Here is a 19,812-nt window from a genome sequence, read left to right as displayed (position 1 = left end):
GGAGCCGGTGCCCCCACGGGATCCGGGATCGACGTCCGCACGGTTGTCGACGGCATCGATCGCTTCGCTCACCGTCGAGCCCGGATGTGTCTCACGCCAGCGCCGCACCTGTGCCGGGTCTGGTGTCGACCCTGGGCGGATCGGAGTACTCCCGACGACGCTCGGAGCGAAGGCAGCGTACGTGATCGTCGCGAGCGCGGCCAAGCACGCGTAGAGCAGATCGAGTGCGATCCAAGCGCAGGCGGTCGACACGATGCCGCAGAGGATGATCAGGGCCGGCGCCCGGCGCCTCATCGGAAGCACCCTCGCTTCACTGCTGCGATGCCGAGGAGCTCAGCCCCCAACGCGGCCGCAGCCCCGCCGAGGGCGCGGATCTTCTCCCAACTGAAGGACGCGCCCCACATGATCCGGACTGCCTTCGTGACACCGCCGAGTGCGTTGATCAGACGTTTGATCTTCAAGATCTTCGCGACCGGGAAGGCCGTTGATGCGATCACGAGCGCGATCGCGCCCGTGCACTCGAGGACGCTCGCACGAGTGGCTCGCTGGACCAACGGGTTGTCAGCTGCCCATTCCTCGTACGCGGTCTGCCCCTGGAGCAGGACGGCTTCGGGAACGCTCTCGATCAGCGCCAGCCCGCGCTCGACGTCGGCGGCCTGGAGATCGAGATCCTCGACGATCGAGGCGACGGGTGCCGCAGGTGCTCCTGTCGTGGCGTGAGCCGGCGGAGCGGCGAACATGGACGCGCACAATCCCGCTGTCAGCAGCGCGGCAGTTGCGATCTTGCTCGTGGAGACGGTGAACGACGACATTGGCTTCCCTCCCGATCGGCGTCCCTCGCCGACCGGGTACCAATCTGCCGGTATCCGGTGAAATGTGCAACGCCAGGGGTGCTCCAGGCCGACTTCGCCTCTTCGACGCCTCGGAATCCCGACAGCCGGGTACGATCAGAATGTGGAACATCAGTTGCAGACGGTCGAGCGCCCGGGGCGGAGCAGCGTCCTGACGATCCTGGTCGCTTGCACGGCGCTCGGGGCGTCGATGGCGACCGCTCCGGACCGCGCGCTGTGGGATCCCGGCTCGGTCCTGCTCTTCGGCGGCGCCGTCTGCGCCGCGATGTACTGGCACGGTCCGGGCTGGCGCAGAGGTGCCTCGCGGACCCGGGTCGCCGCGTCGGAGTGGGTGGCGATGTCCTCCGGTCTCGGCATCGGGTTGCTCCTCGGGCTGCTCCTCGTGAACGGCTCGGGTGCCTTCGCCGCGCTCTTCCCGGTCCCGCTCGTGGCGATCGACGCCGCCGTGAGCCGTTCCGACGGGAGCGCGCGCCAACGGTCGACCGTGCTCGGGATGACGGCGGCGTTGGTCGTTGCGATCCTCGTCACGGGGGACGATCTACAGCGCGGCTTCGCCGACCTCGTCCAGGGGTGCGTGGTCGCCGGCGTCCTGTCGACGCTCGCGCTGGTGCTCAGGAGCGCTGTGCGGAGACAGCGGGCCTGAAGCTGCTGCGGCACTCCAGCTCCGCGGGCTGCGTGATCGGTACGGTGGTCGCCATGGCCCGATTCACGCCCCCTGCCGCCGATGCGATGCGCGAACGGCTCCTGGACGCCGCGCGGGACGAGTTCGCGTCGGCGGGACTCGTCGGCGGCAAGCTCGAGCGGATCACGGCGGCGGCGTCGAGCAACAAGGCGCAGGTCTTCCACTACTTCGGCAGCAAGGAGGGCCTGTTCGACGCCCTCGTCGCCGAGACCGTGACCGACACGTTCACCGAGGTCCCGGTGGACACCTCCGACCTCGCCGCCTGGGCCGGTCGACTGGCCGAGTCGTACCAGCGCCGCCCGTGGGCGCCGCGTCTGGCGACCTGGCACCGGCTCGAGCGAGCGGGCACGCCGCTCGAGTCGGTCGCGACGAGCTACGCCGACGCGGTGGCCGAGGTCGAGCACGCCCAGCGTGCGGGGGTCCTGCCGCGGGCGTTCCGGCCGGCCGTGCTGCTCGGGCTCGTCCTGCACACCGCGGAGCTCTGGAGCACGACCGCTCCCGAGTACGAGCCCCTGGTGCAGGCGGTGACCCCGCCGCGGCGTCGCCAGGTCGTGGTCGACGCGGTCACGGCGCTGCTCGGCGGGAAGGCCTGACCGGTACCAGCGCGAGCCTGCTGGGACCGAGCGCGTCCGACGGAGCCGCGCCGGGCCTCCTGGCCGTCCCTCAGTCGGCCGCGCCGGCCGCCACCCGCAGCGTCCGCTCCGCGTCGTCCAGGTAGTCGGCGAGCAGTGCCGAGGCGGCATCCTGGTCGCCGCCGCGCAACGCGGACACGATCGCGTGGTTGCGTTCGACGAAGTCGGCGTGGAACGAGGCCGGGTCGGCGGTGGTCAGGAAGGCGAGCCGCATCTCGGCGAGCAGACCGTCCATCAGGGCGTGGATCCGCTCGCTCGGCACGGCGCGCACGAGCTCGGCGTGGAACCGGATGTCGGCGGTGCCGACCGCGCCCCAGTCGCCGACGAGCGCTGCGGTCCGGGCGTCCGCGACGGCTGCTGCGGCCGCGGTGAGCGCGGGTGCGTCGGGGCCGCAGGCGCGCACGCCGGCTTCCTCGAGCACCCGTCGAGCCGCATAGAGATCGGCGACGTCGGTGGCTGAGAGCCGTCGGACGAACACCCCGCGGTTGAACACGTGCTCGACCAGGCGGTCACGGGCGAGCAGCCGGAACGCCTCGCGCAGGGTGTTGCGCGACACCCCCAGCTGGTCGCTCAACCGCTCCTCGGACAGCTGCGCCCCGGGGGTGAAGTGCCCCGACGCGATCATGGTCCGGAGCCGCGCGGCCGTGGAGTCAGCGCCACCGACGGTTCGGGTCATGGACCGATCCTGGCACGGGCGTCGTTCGTGACAGGCGTGTTACAGACCGTGCCGCCCCCTTGCGATTGTTGAACAATGCGCACCAGACTGGCCCGCATGTTCGTCCTCATCGGCGTCGCCGTCGTCATCGTCGGCTTCGCGCTGCGCATCAACGCGCTCCTCGTCGTCACGGTCGCGGGCATCGTGACCGCGGCCATCGGCGGGATCGGCCCCGTCGGCATCCTGGAAGCGTTCGGCAACGGGTTCGCCTCGAGCCGGTCCGTCACGACCTTCGCGCTCGTCCTGCCCGTCATCGGCCTGATCGAGCGCTACGGCCTGCAGGACCAGGCGAAGCGCCTCATCGCGAAGCTCGACAAGCTCACGACGGGGCGGCTGCTCACCGGCTACCTGCTCATCCGGCAGGTCACCGCGGCGGTCGGCCTGACCAGCATCGGTGGCCCCGCGCAGACCGTGCGTCCGCTCGTGTACCCGATGGCCGAGGGGGCGGCGACGAAGAAGTACGGCCGGATCGACGAGCGGATGCGCGAGAAGATCAAGGGCTACTCGGCGTCGTCCGACACCGTCGGCGTGTTCTTCGGCGAGGACGTCTTCGTCGCCGTGGGGTCGATCCTGCTCATCACCACGTTCGTCGACGCGACCTACGGCCTGTCGCTCGAACCGATCGACCTGGCCCTCTGGGCGATCCCCACCGGCATCGCGGCGCTCATCGTGCACGGCGCACGGCTGCTGCTGTTCGACCGCCGACTCGACAAGATGGCGGCGGACGTCCGTGCCGACGCCCCGACCACGGGAGCGGCAGCGTGATCACCAGCGAATGGCTCTACTGGCTCATCGGCGCGTTCTTCATCGCCGTGGCGGTCCTGATCGTCACGGACACCGCACACGCGAAGCGCATCGGCAACGCGGCGTTCTGGGGGATCCTCGGCCTGTCCTTCTTCGCCGGCTCCTTCGTCGCCGCAGGGGCACTGCCCGCCTGGATCCTCGGGGTCGCCGTGCTCGTGATGGTCGCGCTCGCCGGTCTCGGGTTCACCGGGACCACCAGCCGCACCCGGGTCGCGAGCATCCCCGGCGCGGGCACCGGAGCGGAGACCGGTCCGGCGGAACCGACCGGCGTGACGCAGCGGATCGCCGGCGGCAGCAGCAGCACGAGCGTGCTCGCCACCACCAGCCCGGACGAGCGCGCCGCGTTCGCGACGCGGTTCGGCAACCGGCTCTTCATCCCCGCGCTCGTGATCCCGGTGGTCGCCGTCCTGGTCGCCACGCTCGGCCCGCTCGTGTCCATCGGCGGCGAACCGCTGCTGGCCGAGGGCAGCGCGACCCTGACCGGGCTCGGCATCGGCTCGGTGCTCGCCGTGGTCGTCGCCGTGTTCGTCCTGCGTCCGCCGAGGATCGCCACCCCCGTCCGCGAGGGCGGCCGCCTGCTGCAGGCGATCGGCTGGGCGGCACTGCTGCCGCAGATGCTCTCCACCCTCGGCATCGTGTTCACGCAGGCCGGCGTCGGCGACGCGGTCGGCACGATCATCAAGTCGGTCCTGCCCGACGGATCGCTGTTCGCCGCCGTGGTCGTCTACTGCCTCGGCATGGCCCTGTTCACGGTGATCATGGGCAACGCGTTCGCCGCCTTCCCGATCATGACGGCCGCGATCGGCTGGCCCGTCCTGGTGCAGGGCTTCGACGGCAACCCCGCCGCGATCTTCGCGATCGGCATGCTCGCCGGCTTCTGCGGCACGCTCGTCACGCCGATGGCCGCGAACTTCAACCTGGTGCCGGCCGCCCTGCTCGAGATGCGGGACAAGTACGGCCCGATCAAGGCGCAGCTGCCGACCGCCGCCATCCTGCTCGTCGTCAACATGGGAGTCATGTACCTTGTCGCATTCTGATGCCGCCCCGACCGCCCCGACCGACCTGACCCGGGCCGCCTGGGCCGACCGCTTCGCGGCCGTCGCCGCCGACAACACCACCCGCGAGTACCCGTACGCCGCGCACCACGCGACCTCCGGCCCGGACGACCGGGCGCTGCCCGTCGAGCTCCACCCCGCCTTCGCCACGTCGTACGACTGGCACTCGTCGGTGCACATGCACTGGCTCGCGGCGCGCCTGGTCGCGCACGGCCTGCCGGCCGACCTGGAGGCACGGCTCACCGCGATCCTGCAGGCGCACCTCACGACGGATCACCTCGCGACCGAGGCCGCGTACCTGCGCGAGACCCCGCACTACGAGCGCCCCTACGGCTGGGCCTGGCTCGCCCGGCTCGCCGCCGAGGTGTCGGCGTCCGAGTCGCCGTCCGTCCGAGCGCTCGCCCCGGCGTTCGCGCCCGTCGTCGACGTCCTCGAGGACCTGGTCGTCCGGTGGATCGACGGCGCCGCCCACCCGGTCCGGCACGGGGTCCACTCGAACTCGGCGTTCGGGCTGCTGCTCGTGCTCGAGGCCGCCCGGTCCCTCGACCGTCCGGCCCTGGCGGCTGCGGTCGAGGGGGCTGCGCGGGACTGGTTCGGTGCCGACGCCGGGTGGCCGTTCGCCTGGGAGCGGAGCGGGCACGACTTCCTGTCCGCCGGCCTGGCCGAGGCCGACCTGATGCGTGCCGTGCTGCCGGCCCCGGAGTTCGCGACGTGGGCGCAGGGCTTCTTCGCCCAGGTCCAGCCCGGTGACGCGATCCTGCGGTCGACGGTGGTCCGTGACGAGAACGACCCGCAGCAGGTCCACCTGTTCGGGCTCGACCTGTCGCGAGCGGGATCGGCGCGACGGATCGCGGACGCCCTGCGCGCCGCGGGCACGGGCGGCACCGGGATCGCCGACCTGCTGGACGATGCAGCCGACCGACTGCTGGCCGCCGGGCTCGCCGCGAGCGTGGGCGAGGAGTACTACTCCACGCACTGGCTCGCGAGCTTCGCGTGGGACGCCATGGAGGCCAGGGAGCACGCTGCTCGCTGACCCCTGTCGGGCCGCTGATCGTCGCGGACACGGCGAGGATCCGGAGGTACCGTCGGGGCCATGAGCGATCCGACGGACGACGAGACCCTCGACGACTTCCACGAGGCGCAGGAGACCGACCACCAGCCGGAGCCGCTGGTGGCCGACCAGGACGACCTGCCCGTGGTCGACGACCCGGACGACGAACTGCTGCCGGACGACGACCGCCCGGTGCCGCTCGACACCGACGACGACGCGGTCTGACCGGCCGCGCCGACCGTGTCGGCCGCGTCCGATCGGCTCAGCCGAGCGGGATCGTCCGCCCGAACGTCCGGGTGACCGGGGCTGCGGCCAGGTGCGGGCCGATGGCCGGTGCACCCTCGGGCGTCGCGCGCCATGCGACGTAGGTGTCGTGGTCGGCGGCGGTCGTCCACGACTCCACGACGACCATCCGGTTCGGGTCGGCATCGTCCACCAGGACCTCGAGCGACTCGAGCCCGTGGAACGACGCGGTCTGCGCCAGGGTCTGCTGGATCGCCGCCTCGACGGCATCGGCGGGGGCGTCGTTCTGGAACTCGACCTCGAGCAGGACGGTCATCGACATGGGGGCACCTTTCGTCAGCGGTGTCCAGGCCAACCCCCGACCCCTCGCGCTTGTTCCGGGTCGGTCAGTCGACGATGCGGAACCGGACCGTGTCGCCCGGGCGCAGCTGCGCGGCCCGGTCGACCGACCGCGGTGTCAGGACCGCCACGACGGGGTAGCCGCCGGTGACCGGGTGGTCGGCGAGGAACAGCACGGGGAAGCCCTCGGGCGGCACCTGCAGCGAACCGGTCTCCACACCCTCGCTCGGCAGCTCCGTCGTGACGGCGCGGACCAACGGCGTCGCCGCGGTCGTCCGCACGCCCACGCGGTCGCTGTCCGCGCTGACCAGGTGGTCCTGGCCGGTCAGGATCGCGCGCCAGTCGTCGGTGAACCAGTCGTCGCGGGGGCCGGCCGTGACGTCGAGCACGACGGGCTCGCCGGGCCACCGCTGCTCGGGCTGCGGGACGGCGTCGACGACCGGCCACGAGACCCGGGCGTCCCCGACGGGCAGGACGTCGCCGGCCGTCAGCGGTGGTGGTCCGAGCCGTGCCAGGGAGTCCCACGAGCGGCTGCCGAGCACCGGCTCGACGTCGAACCCGCCGAGCACGGCGACGTAGGCACGCAGTCCCACGGTGGCGGTGCCGATCCGGAGCGTGTCCCCGGGCGTGAGCAGCAGGACCTCGTGCGACGCCGCACCGCGGACCGAGCCGTCCGCCCGCTCGACCTCGACGGGACAGGCCGCACCGGCGGTGGCCGCGACCACGTGCGCGTCAGCGCGGAGCGTGACGGAGCCGAGCACGGCCTCCAGGACGGCCGCGTCCGGACGGTTGCCGACCAGTCGGTTGGCGAGCGCCGCGGCACCGCGGTCGGCGGCTCCCGCGGCACCGAGTCCCGTGTCGCTCAGCCCGGGGCGGCCGAGGTCCTGCGTGGTCGCGCCGAAGCCGACCTGCACGACGGTCAGCGTGCTCATGCCGCCCCCACCTCGACGAAGCGCACGAGCGTGCCGGCCGGTGCGAGCGCGGGCGGTGTGCGCTCGAGCGACCACATCGGCACGTCGGTCCGGCCGACGAGCTGCCACCCGCCGGGCGAGGTGCGCGGGTAGACGGCGCTGAACTCGCCGGCCAGGGCGACGGCGCCGCTCGGGACGGCGGTGCGCGCGGTGGCACGGCGGGGCAGGTCGAGGGGCCGCTCGGTGCCGGTCAGGTAGCTGAAGCCGGGGGCGAACCCGCAGAACGCACTCGTCCACAGCTGGCCGGTGTGCCACGCCACGAGGTCGTCGCGGGTCATGCCGGTCAGCCCGCAGACGGTGTCGAGGTCCTCGCCGTCGTAGGTGACGGGGATGACGAGCGGGTCGTCGCCGGAGCGGTGGTCGGAACCGGCGACGGGGACGACGTCGGCGAGCCGGGTGCGCAGCCGGGCCGCGTCCGTCGTCGCCGGGTCGAACCGCAGCAGCAGGGTCCGGGCGCCGGAGACGACCTCGGTGAGCCCCGCAGGTGCGTCCCGTGCCAGCCCGGCCCGGAAGGCGACGACGTCGGCGAGGGAGTCGAAGGTCGCGAGGAGCGCGGTGCCGCCTGCGGAGCGGAGCGTCGGGACGGTCACGGCGCGGCTGGCGCGAACGGCGCGATCGTGACGCCGTGCTCGGTCAGGAGCGCTCGGATCGCACGGGCCATCGCGACGGCGTCGGGGGAGTCGCCGTGCACGCAGACCGAGTCGGCGCGCACCGCGATGTCGGACCCGTCGACCGCGGTCGCGACGCCCTCGGTGACCATGCGGAGCACCCGGGCGGCGACCTCGTCCGGGTCGTGCAGCACCGACCCCGGCTGCCTGCGGGACACCAGCGACCCGTCGGGCTCGTAGGCGCGGTCGGCGAAGGACTCGCTCACCGCGCGGAGTCCGTGCCGTTCGGCGGCCAGCAGCAGCTCCGACCCGGGCAGCGCGAGCACGGCGAGGGACGGGTCGACGTCGGCGACCGCGCGGACGACGGCCTCGGCCTGCACCGGGTCGGCGCAGGCGGTGTTGTACAGGGCGCCGTGCGGCTTGACGTAGGTGACGACGGTGCCGGCGACGCGGGCGGTGGCCGCCATCGCGCCGAGCTGGTGGACGACGTCGGCGTGGAGCTCGTCCGGTGTGACGTGCACGGGCCGACGGCCGAAGCCGATCAGGTCGCGGTAGGCCACGTGGGCGCCGATCGCGACCCCGCGCTCGGCAGCGGCGCGGGCCGTGGCGAGCATGATCGTCGGGTCGCCGGCGTGGAACCCGCAGGCGACGTTGGCACTCGACACGACGTCGAGCATCGCGGTGTCGTCGCCCATGGCCCAGGCGCCGAAGCCCTCGCCGAGGTCGCTGTTGAGGTCGATCGTCGTCACGGGTGCTCCCTGTCCTCGCGGGTTGTTGAACAATCTACCGAGCGGGCGGTCGTGTGTCACCCGTCCGCTCCGTCGGCGCTCGCCGGTCCGGTCCGGCGCGGACGGCGGTTTCCGAGGCTGGCCACGTACTGTCCGACTCCTCAGTACCACCGGGGGCAGCGCCTCCGGACCGATCACCGCACTGGAGCAGATCATGACCGACAGTGACACCACGCACGGAGCCCCGAAGAACGACCCGGAGGGCACCGAGAAGCCGGGCGGCCTCGGCGACGACAACACCATCCCGAACGAGCCGGACGGTCTCGCGGCCGGGCACGTCGGCGACGACTCCCACTTCAACCCGGAAGAGGACGGCGAGCAGTAGCTCCTCCGCCCACGGATCGCCGGCCGCACGCCGGTCGACCCCGAACGACGCCCCCGTTGTCACACGACAGCGGGGGCGTCGTCCTGCGTCGGCACGTCCGCGGCGACCCGGACCGCGGCGTCGGCACGCAACAATCGGATGAAAACCTTCCGCTCTGCGGTTTCTGGTGTTACTGTCCCCATCACCTAGTAGCACTAGGGATTCAGAGGGCGGCAGCCCCCGATGACTCGAGGAGGAGTCATGCCGACACCGACGTCGAACAACGAACCCGGACCGAAGGAACCCCTGGGAGGCCTCGGCGCCACCGCGGTCCCGCCGGCGACGGCCACCTCGGGAGCGACCACGTCCGAAGCCGCCGCGTCCCGCGCGTTCTCGGTCGAGGGCATCACCCAGTCCGTCTCCACCATGCGGGTCGGCAAGGGCTACCTCTGGGCGCTCAGCCTCGGCCAGTTCGGTCTGTTCTTCGCCCTGCTCACCCCGGTGTTCGTGAGCATGTCGATCAAGGCGACGGAGCTCAACCCGTCGAGCCCGGAGACCGTCGTCGGGTCGGTCCTGCCGTTCGGTGCCCTCGGCGCCTTGTTCGCCAACCCGCTGTTCGGCGCGATCTCCGACCGCACCCGCACGCGGTGGGGCCGCCGTCGCCCGTGGATGGTCGGCGGTGTCGTCGTCTTCGTCGTCGCCCTCGCCTGGCTCGCCTTCGCGCCGGACGTCATGCAGCTCACCATCGCGTGGGTGCTCGCCCAGGTCTCGGCGAACGCGGTCCTCGCGACGCTGACCGCGAGCTTCGCCGACAACGTGCCCGAGTTCCAGCGCGGCAAGGCGTCGAGCGCGATCGCCCTCGCGCAGAACATCGCGATCCTCGCCGGTCTGTACCTGGCCGTCTACCTGGTCGGCAACCTCCCGCTGCTCTTCATCGCACCCGGTGTCCTGGCGATCGTCGCGATCCTCGTCTACTCGTTCATCGCCCGTGACGAGGTGCCCACGACCCCGTTCAAGCCGTTCAGCTGGATCAACCTGATCAGCTCGTTCTGGACGAACCCGATCAAGCACCCCGACTTCGGGCTCGCCTGGTGGGGCCGCTTCCTCATCACCTTCGGCACGTTCATGTTCACGACGTACCGCCTGCTCTACATGGAGGACCAGATCGGTCTCCCGCAGTCGGAGGCCGTCGGTGTCGTCGCGTTCGGCGTGCTCCTGTACACGATCGCCCTGCTCGTCAGCGCCGCACTGTCCGGCTGGGTGTCGGACCGGATCCGTCGCCGCAAGGTCTTCGTCTGGGGCTCGACTGCGCTGACCGCCGTCGGCCTCGTCATCCTGGCGCACGTCGACACGGTCGGCGGGTTCTACTTCGCCGAGATCGTCCTCGGCTTCGCGTTCGGCATCTACGCGGCCATCGACACCGCCCTGATCGTCGACGTGCTGCCCGACCCGGAGCGCCCCGGCAAGGACCTCGGTGTCATCAACATCGCCAACGCCCTGCCGCAGTCGCTCGCACCCGCCGTGGGCCTGTTCCTGCTCGGCATCGGCGGCGGCGGCAACTACACGCTCATGCTCTGGGGCGCCGGCGTCGCCGTGCTCCTCGGCGCACTCGTGATCCTGCCCATCAAGTCGGTCAAGTAGCGCGGTCTCCGCGCGGGCACACGGGAGGCGCGACCTGCGTCCGTGACGCGGGTCGCGCCTCCCGTGTGGCCACCCCTGACGCACACCACGCAAGTCGGAAGGACCAACCATGCCCCCCGCCATCTCCCTGCAGCTCTACACGGTGAACGCCGAACTGGAGCCCGACCTCGACGCCGGCGTCGCCCGCCTGGCCGCCATCGGCTTCGACACCGTCGAGGCGTTCGCCTTCGTCGACCGGGCAGCGCAGCTGCGGTCGGCGTTCGACGCCCACGGCATCCGCGCGAGGACCGGGCACGCGTTCCTGGTCGAGCAGACCATCCCGCTGCCCGACGGCACCGTGATGACCGCGCCCTCGCACGCCGACACCTTCGCCGCGGCGCGCGAGCTCGGCATCGAGATCGTGATCGACCCGTTCGTCGGCCCGGACTCGTGGACGACCCGCGAGGGCGTGGAGCGCGTCGCCGAGCGGCTCAACGCGGCGGCTGACGAGGCCGCGGCCCACGGGCTGCGCGTCGGCTACCACAACCACGACCACGAGCTGCGTCCGCACATCGACGGCAAGCCGGCGCTGCAGGTGCTCGCCGAGCTGCTCGACCCCCGCGTCGTGCTCGAGCTCGACCTGTACTGGGCATCCGCCGCGGGCATCGACCTCGTGCCGTTCGTGCGGGAGCTCGGCGACCGGATCGTCGCCGTGCACGTCAAGGACGGGCCGATGCGTCCGGACATCTCGACCGCCTCGGTGCCGACCGACCAGACCCCCGCCGGTCAGGGCGACGTCCGCTTGGCCGAGGCCCTCGCTGCCGCGACCGCGCTCGAGTACGCCGTCATCGAGTTCGACGGGTACGACGGGGACGTCTTCGACGGCGTCCGGCAGTCGTACGAGTGGCTCGCCGCGCAGCTCGCCCCGACCACGTCGGAGGTGTCCGCGTGACCCGCACGGGCCGGATCGGCATCGGGTTCATCGGTGCCGGCATGATCAGCGAGCAGTACCTGACGAACCTGACGACGTTCCCCGACGTCGAGGTCGTCCGCATCGGCGACATCGACACCGAGCGTGCCGCCGCCTCGGCCGCGAAGTGGGGCGTCCCCGCCTCGGGCACCGGCGACGAGGTCCTCGCGGACCCCGACGTCGAGATCGTGATCAACCTCACGCTGCCCGCCACGCACGTGTCGGTCTCCGAGTCGGCGTTGCGTGCCGGCAAGCACGTGTGGAGCGAGAAGCCGATCGGGGTCGACCGGGAGTCCGCAGCCGGTCTGGTCGCGCTCGCCGACGACCTCGGACTCAAGCTCGGCATCGCGCCCGATACCGTGCTCGGTACCGGGTGGCAGACCGCCAAGCGGGCGATCGAGTCGGGCGCGATCGGCACGCCGCTGACCGCCGTCACGAGCTTCCAGTGGCAGGGGCCGGACGTGTTCCACCCGAACGCGTCGTTCCTGTACGCCAAGGGCGCGGGCCCGCTGTTCGACATGGGCCCGTACTACTTCACCGCCCTCGTGCACCTGCTCGGCCCGGTGGCGTCGGTCGTCGCGACCGGCACGCGGTCGCGCGACACGCGGCAGCTCGTGGTGGGGCCGAACGCCGGCGACAGCTTCCCCGTGGAGGTCCCGACGCACCTGTCCGTGCTGACGTCCTTCGAGCAGGGCGGCAACGCGCAGTCGCTGCTGTCGTTCGACACCCCGCTGTTCCGCCACGGGGTGTTCGAGGTGAACGGCACCGAGGGCACCATCGTCCTGCCCGACCCGAACACCTTCGGCGGCGGTCACCCGATCCGCATCGCCCGCCCGATCGGTGCCGACGCGACGTTCCCGTTCTCGCAGGACTTCGACGTGCTGCTCGACGAGGAGCCCACGGTCGGTCGCGGCCTCGGCGTGCTCGACATGGCACGGGCGATCCGCGGCAGCGGGCAGCACATCGCCACCGGACAGGTCGGGTACCACGTGCTCGACACGATGGTGGCGGTGGAGGAGTCGATCGAGCGGCGGGCGTTCGTCGACGTCGAGTCCACCGTCGCCCCGGTCCCGTCGCTGCCCGAGGGGTTCGACCCGCTCGCGGCGACGCTCTGAGCGGTACCGGTCCGCGGGGTGCCGCGGTCCCGCCGGCCCGTGCGCGGCAGTGCCGTCGAGGTCAGTGCCGCACGGGTCGGCGGCCGAACAGGGCGCCGACGACCCGGGTGAACCACGGGTCGGTCTGCGGCACCTCGACCGTCCGGGTGGGTGCGCGGAACGCCAGGTCGTGCAGCATGTTGCGCTTCGACCCGTCCCAGTTCGCGAACAGGTAGGTGCCGCCGATGAAGGACATGCTCCGGACCGGCGTGCGCCGCCAGGAGTCGGCGGCCACGTAGTACCCCGCGTGGCCGGCCCGGATGTGCTGGATCACGGTGTCCACGTCGATGACACCCGTGGGCGTCACGACGGCGGTGATGCCGGTGCGGTCACGGGCGACGTACTCGATCAGGTGTTCGGTCACGATGGAACTCTTCGTCACGGTGGTGAGGCGCCACGACAGGGAACGTGGCGAAGGGGATTCGGAACCGCCGTTGCTTCCGATGTCAGCGTACGTCCGGGCTGCGCAGACCGTTCCCGGATGTCCGCCGTTCGCACGACGGGCAGCGTTCAGCGGACTGGACGCGCCGCCCAGGCGGTGACCAGGGCGAGTGCGGCGTCGGAGTCCGCCGTGCCCGGACGGTTCAGGAAGGCGTGCCGGCTGCCGGGCAGGACGTGCCGTTCGACGTCCACCCCGGCGCCCGCGAGCTCCGTGGCGAAGCGCTCACCGGAGGCCCGCATCACGTCGCGATCGGCGTCGACGAACAGGGTGCGCGGGAAGGCCCCGAGGTGCTCGGCCGCCGGGAACGTCGACCCGCGGGCGGGTCCCGCGTAGCCACGGCTGCTCAGGTCGAGCAGGAGCGGCGCGTGCGTGATCCGACGGTGCCCGCGCACGAGCCGCTGCACCGCACGATCGCGGGGGATGCGCGCGTGGAAGAACCCGTAGGCGAGCACCAGTCCCTGCAGCGGGGGAGTAACCGCGACCGCCGTCGCCGCCAGGCACGCGCCCGCGCTGGCGCCACCGAGGAGCAGCCCCGCCGGTGCGCTGTCGTGCAGGTGCTCCAGGACGGCCACGATCTCGTCCCGGGCGTGCGGTGCCCGACGTCGGCCACGCGGTCCGCTCCGCCCGACCCACGGCAGGCCGGGCAGCGGCCCGAGCCGGTAGTCGACGGTGACGACCGGCACCCCGCGATCCGCCAGGGTGCGCGCGACCGCGTCCGACTCCGGCAGCTCGAGGTCGCCGCGGAAGAAGCCACCACCGTGCACCCAGACCAGCGTCGGCGATCCCGGACCGGCGTCCGGTCCCGCTGGTCGGTACCGCCGGATGGGCACCGGTCCGTGTGGGCCGTCGACCCGCTCGTCCGCGACCTCGATCGTCCCCTGGCGCTTCCCCCGCATGGGAGCAGTGTGGCAGGACGGCGGCGACGCGCGTCCCCGGCGCTCGGACAGGTAGGCGCCCCGCACCCGCCCGGTGACCCGCCGGGGGCCGGGCAGCTCAGCGCCGCCCGCGCTCCCCGTACCCGGGGTCGAGCTCGCGCCGGAGCGAGCGGAGCTCGTCGACCAGCACCGCGAGCTTCGCGGGCCCGGCCTCGATCCCGTGGCCGATCGCCTGCCGGGGCTGCAGCACCACGTCCCGACGATCCGTCGTGCTGATCCAGATGCCGAAGTCGACCCGTTGCCCCTTTTGGTCCTTCGTCGCCACGTCGACGTCGCGGACGCCCGACCACGGCAGGTCGAACACCGGCTCGTCCCGGGACGGCGCCCACGCGTGCAGTCCGGCCTCGTCGACGGTCCAGATCTCCGGGCGAGGCTCCGGGAAGTCGTCGGTCGTCCGCAGCCCCGAGGCGAAGACGGGGAGGTGGAGCCGCGGCGCCCGGTGTCGCCGGATCCGGGCCATCGTCCGGCGGTCGCTCCGTCCCGCACTCCACATGGACAGCGCCAGCAGTCCGCCGATCGCGACCAGGACCACCGGCCAGAAGACCAGCGACGTCTGCGTGCGGGCCGACTCGACACCACGCAGGAAGTCCGCGAAGGCGAACTCGGCGACGAGCACGAGCACCCCGACCGCCGTCGTGATCCCCGCTCCGAGCAGCACCGGTCTCCGGTCCGCCGTCGCTCCGTCCCGCAGTCGCTGCACCCACGGCTCCGTCGAGGTCGTCACGGCGCCCTCCCGCCGGTCAGCGATCACGGCCGGCGGACCGCTGCGGCGCGGACTCCCGCTGGAGCGACCGGAGCACCCGCATGACGATGTGGAGCTTCGTCGCACCCGCGCCGAACGGGCGTCCGATGGTCGGCCGTGGCCGCAACGTGAACCGACCGACGTCCTTCGTGACGATCCAGATGCCGACGTCGGTCCGCTGCCCGCGCACGTCCTGCGATGCCAGTTCGATCGTCTCGACGTCCTGCCACGGCAGGTGGAACACGGCCTCGTCCCGCTCCGCCGACCAGGCGTCGAGCCCGGCGGCGTCGACTGTCCAGAGCTCGGGGCGGGGCTCGGGGAAGTCGTCGACCGCGCCGAGTCCCGACCGCAGGACAGGCACGTGGAACGCCGGTGTGGTCCCGTGCGCACGGATCCGCTCGAGGATCCTCCGGTCACGCCGGCCCTGCAGCCACGAGAGCACCGCCGAGACCGGTCCGAGCGCGAACAAGAACAGCGCCAGCAGCGGCCCGGACCACGGCCGTCGGGCATCCGAGTGCGCGATCTCATCGAGGTCGACGACGGTCAGGACCAGCCCCGCCGCACCCACGATCGTCACGATCGCCAGCCCGACCAGGAACGGCCACCGCCCCGGCGTCCTCCCGTCGCGCAGCCGCTGCACCCACCGCTCACCCGCGTACTCCACCGACCCATCCTGCCCGTCCCGGCCGCGCCGGGTCCGCGGGTGCGCGATGCTGGTCGCATGCAGTCCGTCCGCGCCGTCGCCCCGGGTGTCGCCGTCGCCGTCGCGATCGGCCTCGTCGCCACGCTCGTCGGCCGTGCCGTGCCGGTCGTCGGCGGTCCCGTCCCCGCGGTCCTGATCGGCGCGGTGCTCGGCTGGCTCGTCCGTCGACGCTCCGACGGCACGCTCGCCGCACTGGCCCCCGGGGTGAAGTTCTCGTCCAGCCGCGTGCTGCAGTTCGCGGTCGTGCTGCTCGGTGCCCAGCTGTCGATCGGCGAGGTCCTGCGCATCGGCGGCGAGACCCTGCCGGTGCTGCTCACGACGCTCGTCGTCTGCCTCGTGGCGGCGTGGGGCATCGGCCGACTGCTCCGGGTGTCGAGCGCGCTCCGCACCCTGATCGGGGTCGGCACCGGCATCTGCGGGGCCTCGGCGATCGCGGCCGTCACGCCCGTGATCGGTGCGGTGAGCACCGACGTCGCCTACGCGATGTCGACGATCTTCCTCTGCAACATCGCCGCGGTCTTCGCGTTCCCGCTGCTCGGGCACGCGCTCGGTCTCAGCCAGCACGCCTTCGGCGTCTTCGCCGGCACCGCCGTCAACGACACCTCGTCCGTCGTCGCGACGGCCTCGGTCTACGGCCGCCAGGCGACCGACACCGCGGTCGTCGTGAAGCTGGTGCGCACCCTGATGATCATCCCGATCGTCATCGGGCTGGCCGGTCTGGAGGCCCGCCGCGCCTCCCGCGAGCAGCCCGCCGCCGCCCCGGGGTCGGGTCGCGGGTTCCGCGTCCTCCGGTTGGTGCCGTGGTTCCTGATCGGGTTCCTCGTGGTGGTGCTGCTCCGCACCGTCGGGGTCCTGCCGGCGTCCGTGGCACCGGGGTTCGCGACGACGGCTTCGTTCCTCATCACGGTGGCGCTCGCCGCGATCGGCTGCTCGACGGACTTCGCGGCCCTGCGTCGGGCCGGCTTCCGCCCGATGCTGTTGGGCATCGCGCTCTGGGCACTGGTGGCCGGCACGAGCCTCGGCGTGCAGGCGGCCTTCGGTCTGCTGTAGGGGTTGCTGCGACCACACCCATCGTTTATCGTTGCATCGACAATCGATGGTATCGATGATCGACAGGGGAACCAGCCATGACCACACCCGTCTACGAGCCGCCCCGCGGGCGGAACTCCTACCTCGCCTACGTCGTCGCCTGCGCGGTGGGGATCGGCATCGTCGTCTGGCGGTACGTCGACCTGCTCATCCGCTCGATCAGCGCCGGCACGGTGTCGGTCCCGGTCCGGATGCGCGCGACCGCCGACGTCCCGCAGCCGCCCGGAGGCGCGACGGTCACCTCCGACCAGCTGGTGCTCCGGGCGCCGATCGCCGAGGTGCCGGGCGGTGCGATCGGGTACATCCGCGTCGGCGACGCCCTGGAGGCCGTCTTCGTCAGTGCGCTCATCGCCCTGGTCGCCGCGGTCGCGTGGAAGATCTCGCGCGGCGGGCTCTTCGACCGATCGACCACCCGGATCCTCGACTGGCTGGCCGGAGCCGTTGTGGTGGCCGGGTTCGTGCCGTCGTTCGTCCGCCGGATGGGCTGGAACTGGGTGGTGTCGGGTCTCGGCTGGGACGGGTACCTGCCGACGCCGGTGGTGGACCACCAGTGGGTGGCCGTGTACCTCGGCCTGCTCGTGGTCCTGTGCTTCCGGTTCGCGCTCACCGCGTCGCAGCGGATGGTCCGCGACCAGTCCGGACTGGTCTGATGCCCCCGGAGGAGGACGGTCACGCCGTCGTCTGCCACCTCGACGACCTGCTCGCCGCGCGGGGGATGACCCTGACCGAACTCGCCGACCGCGTCGGTGTGACCGTCGTCAACCTGTCGGTGCTCAAGAACAACCGCGCCCGGGCGATCCGGTTCTCCACCCTCACCCGGCTGTGCGAGGTGCTCGGTTGCCAACCGGGCGACGTCTTCTCGGTGCGCACCGACTGACGACGGGAGGCCCGCCCGACGTGAGCGGATCTGCTCACGTGGGGCGGGCCTCCAGGCTGTACCCGGCGGGTCAGCGGCGTCAGCCGCGCAGCGCCTCCGACAGCTTCACGCGGCTGCCGGTGCGGAGCAGCGCGTTCTCGTAGACGCGGGCACCGATGAGCACGACCGCGACGACCGAGGCGGCCACGATGACGAGCGACAGGACCGGCTCCCACCACTCGGCCGTGCCCAGGAAGATCCGCATCGGCATCCCGATCGGGGCGCTGAACGGGACGTACGACATGATGCCGAGCACCAGCGGGTTGTCGTAGGCGAAGATGATCAGGAAGTACGGGATCATCACGAGCATCATCACCGGGGTCGTCACGCTGCCGACGTCCTCCTGACGGGACACCAGCACGGCGGCCGCCGCGAACAGCGACGCGATGAGCACGAACCCGATCGCGAAGAACCCGATGAACCACAGGATGCTCGGGCCGAGCATCGCGAACATGTTGTCCTGCCCGGTCACCGCCAACGTGACGATCGCGGCCACCGCCACGGCGACGATCTGTGCGAACGCCATGACGCTGTTGCCGAGCACCTTGCCCGCGAGCAGGGCCCTGGCCGGGATCGCGGACATCAGGATCTCGACCACCCGCGTCGACTTCTCCTCGACGACGCTCTGGGCGATCGACTGCCCGAACGTCACCGCGGACGCGAAGTACACGACGCCGAACGCGATGGCGATCAGGTACACCAGCCCGCCGGGCAGCGCGTCCGGGTCGAGCAGCTCGATGCGGGGCGTCACGCTGAGCGCCGAGACGACCTCGGCGGGGGCGTCGTCGAGCCCGACGACCGTGTAGCCGAGCGTGTCGTCGGACGGCACGATCGCGGCGTCGACCTCGCCCTCGGTCACGAGCCGTTCGGCCGCGTCCACCGACGGCGACGAGGTGACGTCGAGCCCCGTGGTCGTCGGCAACGTGACGCCGTCGACGACCGCGACCGGCGTGGTGTCGTCCGCCGTGGCCTTCCCCACGATGCCGCCGACGACGATCGAGGCGACGACCATGCCGACCAGGATGAGTGCCGAGACCACGAAGGCCTTGCTGCGCAGACGCGCCTGGATCTCACGCGCGGCGACGAGCCGCACGGACTGCACGAACGAGTGGTTCATCGGACGACCTCCCGGAAGACCTCACTGAGCCGCGGGACCCGCGGTGCGAACGAGCCGACGGTGCCGTGCTGGACCGCGCGCTGCAGGACGCGCTGGGCCGTCGCGTGCTCGGCCTCGAACACGGCGTACCCGCCGTCGAACTCGCGCACGACCACTCCGGGCTCGTCGCGGAGCCAGGCGACGTCACCGTCGACGAGCAGCTCCCACGCGGCGGGGCCCGCCTGCTTGCGGAGCTCCTCCTGCGGGCCGGCGGCGCGGATCGTGCCCCCGGCGATCACGACGACGTCGTCGCAGAGCCGCTCGACCACGTCGAGCTGGTGGCTGGAGAACAGGACGGGCACACCGTGGGCCGCCGTCTCGCGCAGCACACCGAGCACCGTGTCGACGGCCATCGGGTCGAGGCCCGAGAACGGCTCGTCGAGCACGAGCACCTCGGGGTCGTGGGCCAGTGCCGCGGCGATCTGCACGCGCTGCTGGTTGCCGAGCGAGAGCTTCTCGACGGCGTCGGTCGCGTGCCCGGTGAGCTCGAGGCGCTCGAGCAGCTCGCCCGTCCGAGTCGAGGCGGTGCGCTTGTCGACGCCGTGCAGCCGTGCCAGGTAGGTGATCTGCTCGGCCACCGGCATCTTCGGGTACAGACCGCGCTCCTCGGGCATGTAGCCGAAGCGGCGCCGGTCCGCGGGGCGCACCTCGGTGCCGTCGATCGACACGGTGCCGGCGTCGGCCTGCAGCACGCCGAGCATGATGCGCATGGTCGTGGTCTTGCCGGCGCCGTTGCCGCCGACGAAGCCCGTCAGGCGGCCGCTGCCGACCGTGAACCCGACGTCGTCGAGCACCCGGCGATCGCCGAAGTGCTTGGTCACCCCTTCGATGGTGAGCATGTTCGTTCCCCTTCGTCGCGACGCTCGTCGTCGCTGTCCCCGACGCTATTGGCCGGGAGGCACGGCCCGCCTCCGCCGCCAGACGGGACTCCGGTGGGTGGCCGGCTCCACCGCGCGGGGGAGGACGGCGCACCGGCTCGGCCGGGTGGGTGGCGCGCGACGGACGGGTGGCGCGTGACGGCTGGGCGCGGGGCGCGTGTCGG

25 protein-coding genes are annotated in these 19,812 nt (G+C 72.2%); 13 read left to right on the top strand and 12 right to left on the bottom strand.

Features of this window, described 5'->3' with window-relative positions:
* Positions 1 to 290: 290 nt before the first annotated feature.
* On the bottom strand, positions 291 to 812 hold the full coding sequence (locus tag I8920_RS12920) for a hypothetical protein (RefSeq protein ID WP_198656717.1): 522 nt from the start codon (positions 810 to 812) through the stop codon (positions 291 to 293).
* Between the two features lie 142 nt (positions 813 to 954).
* Here I8920_RS12920 and I8920_RS12915 point away from each other — a divergent pair, with 142 nt between their 5' ends.
* Both I8920_RS12915 and I8920_RS12910 read left to right on the top strand, forming a co-directional pair.
* On the top strand, positions 955 to 1,494 hold the full coding sequence (locus I8920_RS12915) for a hypothetical protein (RefSeq protein ID WP_198656716.1): 540 nt from the start codon (positions 955 to 957) through the stop codon (positions 1,492 to 1,494).
* Between the two features lie 53 nt (positions 1,495 to 1,547).
* Positions 1,548 to 2,126 (top strand): TetR family transcriptional regulator, encoded by a 579-nt coding sequence (locus I8920_RS12910; protein ID WP_198656715.1) that lies wholly within the window; start codon positions 1,548 to 1,550, stop codon positions 2,124 to 2,126.
* 70 nt (positions 2,127 to 2,196) lie between these two features.
* Here I8920_RS12910 and I8920_RS12905 read toward each other — a convergent pair whose 3' ends face one another.
* On the bottom strand, positions 2,197 to 2,841 hold the full coding sequence (locus I8920_RS12905; RefSeq protein ID WP_198656714.1) for a GntR family transcriptional regulator: 645 nt from the start codon (positions 2,839 to 2,841) through the stop codon (positions 2,197 to 2,199).
* Between the two features lie 96 nt (positions 2,842 to 2,937).
* Here I8920_RS12905 and I8920_RS12900 point away from each other — a divergent pair, with 96 nt between their 5' ends.
* The 4 genes from I8920_RS12900 to I8920_RS12885 are packed head-to-tail and all read left to right on the top strand — an operon-like array spanning position 2,938 to position 6,015.
* A complete protein-coding gene (locus I8920_RS12900; RefSeq protein WP_198656713.1) occupies positions 2,938 to 3,645 on the top strand; it encodes a DUF969 domain-containing protein in 708 nt (235 codons plus the stop codon).
* Positions 3,642 to 4,721, top strand: a complete 1,080-nt coding sequence (locus I8920_RS12895) for a DUF979 domain-containing protein (protein ID WP_198656712.1) — start codon at positions 3,642 to 3,644, stop codon at positions 4,719 to 4,721. Before I8920_RS12900 ends, I8920_RS12895 begins: the two co-directional genes overlap by 4 nt.
* A complete protein-coding gene (locus tag I8920_RS12890) occupies positions 4,708 to 5,772 on the top strand; it encodes a DUF2891 family protein (protein WP_198656711.1) in 1,065 nt (354 codons plus the stop codon). Before I8920_RS12895 ends, I8920_RS12890 begins: the two co-directional genes overlap by 14 nt.
* Positions 5,773 to 5,832: 60 nt before the next feature.
* Positions 5,833 to 6,015, top strand: coding sequence for a hypothetical protein (locus tag I8920_RS12885; RefSeq protein WP_198656710.1), 183 nt, complete (start codon positions 5,833 to 5,835; stop codon positions 6,013 to 6,015).
* Between the two features lie 37 nt (positions 6,016 to 6,052).
* Here I8920_RS12885 and I8920_RS12880 read toward each other — a convergent pair whose 3' ends face one another.
* The 4 genes from I8920_RS12880 to I8920_RS12865 all read right to left on the bottom strand — a co-directional run bounded on the left by I8920_RS12880 (position 6,053) and on the right by I8920_RS12865 (position 8,700).
* Positions 6,053 to 6,355 carry a putative quinol monooxygenase gene (locus I8920_RS12880; protein ID WP_198656709.1) on the bottom strand — a complete coding sequence of 101 codons (303 nt, stop codon included), beginning with the start codon at positions 6,353 to 6,355 and terminating at the stop codon, positions 6,053 to 6,055.
* Positions 6,356 to 6,419: 64 nt separating this feature from the next.
* Complete coding sequence (locus I8920_RS12875; RefSeq protein ID WP_198656708.1) at positions 6,420 to 7,304, bottom strand: biotin-dependent carboxyltransferase family protein; 885 nt, start codon at positions 7,302 to 7,304, stop codon at positions 6,420 to 6,422.
* Positions 7,301 to 7,933 (bottom strand): 5-oxoprolinase subunit B family protein, encoded by a 633-nt coding sequence (locus I8920_RS12870; RefSeq protein WP_198656707.1) that lies wholly within the window; start codon positions 7,931 to 7,933, stop codon positions 7,301 to 7,303. The genes I8920_RS12875 and I8920_RS12870 overlap by 4 nt, the downstream gene beginning before the upstream one ends.
* On the bottom strand, positions 7,930 to 8,700 hold the full coding sequence (locus I8920_RS12865; protein ID WP_198656706.1) for a LamB/YcsF family protein: 771 nt from the start codon (positions 8,698 to 8,700) through the stop codon (positions 7,930 to 7,932). The genes I8920_RS12870 and I8920_RS12865 overlap by 4 nt, the downstream gene beginning before the upstream one ends.
* Positions 8,701 to 8,893: 193 nt before the next feature.
* On the opposite strand from I8920_RS12865, the gene I8920_RS12860 reads away from it, so the two are divergent.
* From I8920_RS12860 to I8920_RS12845, 4 genes are all read left to right on the top strand, one after another.
* Complete coding sequence (locus tag I8920_RS12860; RefSeq protein ID WP_198656705.1) at positions 8,894 to 9,064, top strand: hypothetical protein; 171 nt, start codon at positions 8,894 to 8,896, stop codon at positions 9,062 to 9,064.
* 240 nt (positions 9,065 to 9,304) lie between these two features.
* Entirely contained in the window at positions 9,305 to 10,684 is a 1,380-nt protein-coding gene (locus I8920_RS12855; RefSeq protein WP_198656704.1) for an MFS transporter, read from the top strand.
* A 109-nt stretch (positions 10,685 to 10,793) separates the two neighbouring features.
* The gene (locus I8920_RS12850; protein ID WP_198656703.1) at positions 10,794 to 11,615 is read left to right on the top strand and encodes a sugar phosphate isomerase/epimerase family protein; all 822 of its coding nucleotides are present in this window, start codon (positions 10,794 to 10,796) and stop codon (positions 11,613 to 11,615) included.
* Complete coding sequence (locus tag I8920_RS12845; RefSeq protein ID WP_198656702.1) at positions 11,612 to 12,748, top strand: Gfo/Idh/MocA family protein; 1,137 nt, start codon at positions 11,612 to 11,614, stop codon at positions 12,746 to 12,748. Before I8920_RS12850 ends, I8920_RS12845 begins: the two co-directional genes overlap by 4 nt.
* Positions 12,749 to 12,809: 61 nt before the next feature.
* On the opposite strand, the gene I8920_RS12840 is transcribed toward I8920_RS12845, so the two are convergent.
* The 4 genes from I8920_RS12840 to I8920_RS12825 all read right to left on the bottom strand — a co-directional run bounded on the left by I8920_RS12840 (position 12,810) and on the right by I8920_RS12825 (position 15,570).
* A complete protein-coding gene (locus I8920_RS12840; RefSeq protein WP_198656701.1) occupies positions 12,810 to 13,151 on the bottom strand; it encodes a hypothetical protein in 342 nt (113 codons plus the stop codon).
* Positions 13,152 to 13,297: 146 nt separating this feature from the next.
* Entirely contained in the window at positions 13,298 to 14,125 is an 828-nt protein-coding gene (locus tag I8920_RS12835; protein WP_198656700.1) for an alpha/beta hydrolase, read from the bottom strand.
* A 97-nt stretch (positions 14,126 to 14,222) separates the two neighbouring features.
* On the bottom strand, positions 14,223 to 14,888 hold the full coding sequence (locus I8920_RS12830) for a hypothetical protein (RefSeq protein ID WP_198656699.1): 666 nt from the start codon (positions 14,886 to 14,888) through the stop codon (positions 14,223 to 14,225).
* A 16-nt stretch (positions 14,889 to 14,904) separates the two neighbouring features.
* Positions 14,905 to 15,570, bottom strand: coding sequence for a hypothetical protein (locus I8920_RS12825; protein WP_198656698.1), 666 nt, complete (start codon positions 15,568 to 15,570; stop codon positions 14,905 to 14,907).
* A 57-nt stretch (positions 15,571 to 15,627) separates the two neighbouring features.
* Between I8920_RS12825 and I8920_RS12820 the strand changes: the two genes are divergently transcribed.
* The 3 genes from I8920_RS12820 to I8920_RS12810 all read left to right on the top strand — a co-directional run bounded on the left by I8920_RS12820 (position 15,628) and on the right by I8920_RS12810 (position 17,575).
* On the top strand, positions 15,628 to 16,659 hold the full coding sequence (locus I8920_RS12820) for a YeiH family protein (RefSeq protein ID WP_198656697.1): 1,032 nt from the start codon (positions 15,628 to 15,630) through the stop codon (positions 16,657 to 16,659).
* A gap of 77 nt (positions 16,660 to 16,736) precedes the next feature.
* Positions 16,737 to 17,348: a hypothetical protein gene (locus I8920_RS12815; protein WP_198656696.1), complete on the top strand. Its 612-nt coding sequence runs from the start codon at positions 16,737 to 16,739 to the stop codon at positions 17,346 to 17,348.
* Complete coding sequence (locus I8920_RS12810) at positions 17,348 to 17,575, top strand: helix-turn-helix domain-containing protein (RefSeq protein WP_198656695.1); 228 nt, start codon at positions 17,348 to 17,350, stop codon at positions 17,573 to 17,575. Before I8920_RS12815 ends, I8920_RS12810 begins: the two co-directional genes overlap by 1 nt.
* Positions 17,576 to 17,654: 79 nt before the next feature.
* Here I8920_RS12810 and I8920_RS12805 read toward each other — a convergent pair whose 3' ends face one another.
* Both I8920_RS12805 and I8920_RS12800 read right to left on the bottom strand, forming a co-directional pair.
* Positions 17,655 to 18,731: an ABC transporter permease gene (locus tag I8920_RS12805; protein WP_198656694.1), complete on the bottom strand. Its 1,077-nt coding sequence runs from the start codon at positions 18,729 to 18,731 to the stop codon at positions 17,655 to 17,657.
* Positions 18,728 to 19,609, bottom strand: a complete 882-nt coding sequence (locus I8920_RS12800) for an ABC transporter ATP-binding protein (RefSeq protein WP_198656693.1) — start codon at positions 19,607 to 19,609, stop codon at positions 18,728 to 18,730. Before I8920_RS12800 ends, I8920_RS12805 begins: the two co-directional genes overlap by 4 nt.
* Positions 19,610 to 19,812: the final 203 nt, after the last annotated feature.

The sequence above is a fragment of the Curtobacterium sp. YC1 genome (assembly GCF_016267665.1).
Classification (GTDB): Bacteria; Actinomycetota; Actinomycetes; order Actinomycetales; family Microbacteriaceae; genus Curtobacterium.
This window is presented reverse-complemented; position numbering and strand designations above follow the sequence as displayed.

Excerpts from the sequence above, each read along its gene's own strand:
- I8920_RS12800 (WP_198656693.1), bottom strand. The coding sequence starts at position 19,609 with ATGCTCACCATCGAAGGGGTGACCAAGCACTTCGGCGATCGCCGGGTG.
- I8920_RS12880 (WP_198656709.1), bottom strand. The coding sequence starts at position 6,355 with ATGTCGATGACCGTCCTGCTCGAGGTCGAGTTCCAGAACGACGCCCCC.
- I8920_RS12850 (WP_198656703.1), top strand. The coding sequence starts at position 10,794 with ATGCCCCCCGCCATCTCCCTGCAGCTCTACACGGTGAACGCCGAACTG.
- I8920_RS12855 (WP_198656704.1), top strand. The coding sequence starts at position 9,305 with ATGCCGACACCGACGTCGAACAACGAACCCGGACCGAAGGAACCCCTG.
- I8920_RS12875 (WP_198656708.1), bottom strand. The coding sequence starts at position 7,304 with ATGAGCACGCTGACCGTCGTGCAGGTCGGCTTCGGCGCGACCACGCAG.
- I8920_RS12900 (WP_198656713.1), top strand. The coding sequence starts at position 2,938 with ATGTTCGTCCTCATCGGCGTCGCCGTCGTCATCGTCGGCTTCGCGCTG.
- I8920_RS12910 (WP_198656715.1), top strand. The coding sequence starts at position 1,548 with ATGGCCCGATTCACGCCCCCTGCCGCCGATGCGATGCGCGAACGGCTC.
- I8920_RS12810 (WP_198656695.1), top strand. The coding sequence starts at position 17,348 with ATGCCCCCGGAGGAGGACGGTCACGCCGTCGTCTGCCACCTCGACGAC.
- I8920_RS12815 (WP_198656696.1), top strand. The coding sequence starts at position 16,737 with ATGACCACACCCGTCTACGAGCCGCCCCGCGGGCGGAACTCCTACCTC.
- I8920_RS12805 (WP_198656694.1), bottom strand. The coding sequence starts at position 18,731 with ATGAACCACTCGTTCGTGCAGTCCGTGCGGCTCGTCGCCGCGCGTGAG.
- I8920_RS12820 (WP_198656697.1), top strand. The coding sequence starts at position 15,628 with ATGCAGTCCGTCCGCGCCGTCGCCCCGGGTGTCGCCGTCGCCGTCGCG.
- I8920_RS12920 (WP_198656717.1), bottom strand. The coding sequence starts at position 812 with ATGTCGTCGTTCACCGTCTCCACGAGCAAGATCGCAACTGCCGCGCTG.
- I8920_RS12905 (WP_198656714.1), bottom strand. The coding sequence starts at position 2,841 with ATGACCCGAACCGTCGGTGGCGCTGACTCCACGGCCGCGCGGCTCCGG.
- I8920_RS12835 (WP_198656700.1), bottom strand. The coding sequence starts at position 14,125 with ATGCGGGGGAAGCGCCAGGGGACGATCGAGGTCGCGGACGAGCGGGTC.
- I8920_RS12885 (WP_198656710.1), top strand. The coding sequence starts at position 5,833 with ATGAGCGATCCGACGGACGACGAGACCCTCGACGACTTCCACGAGGCG.
- I8920_RS12860 (WP_198656705.1), top strand. The coding sequence starts at position 8,894 with ATGACCGACAGTGACACCACGCACGGAGCCCCGAAGAACGACCCGGAG.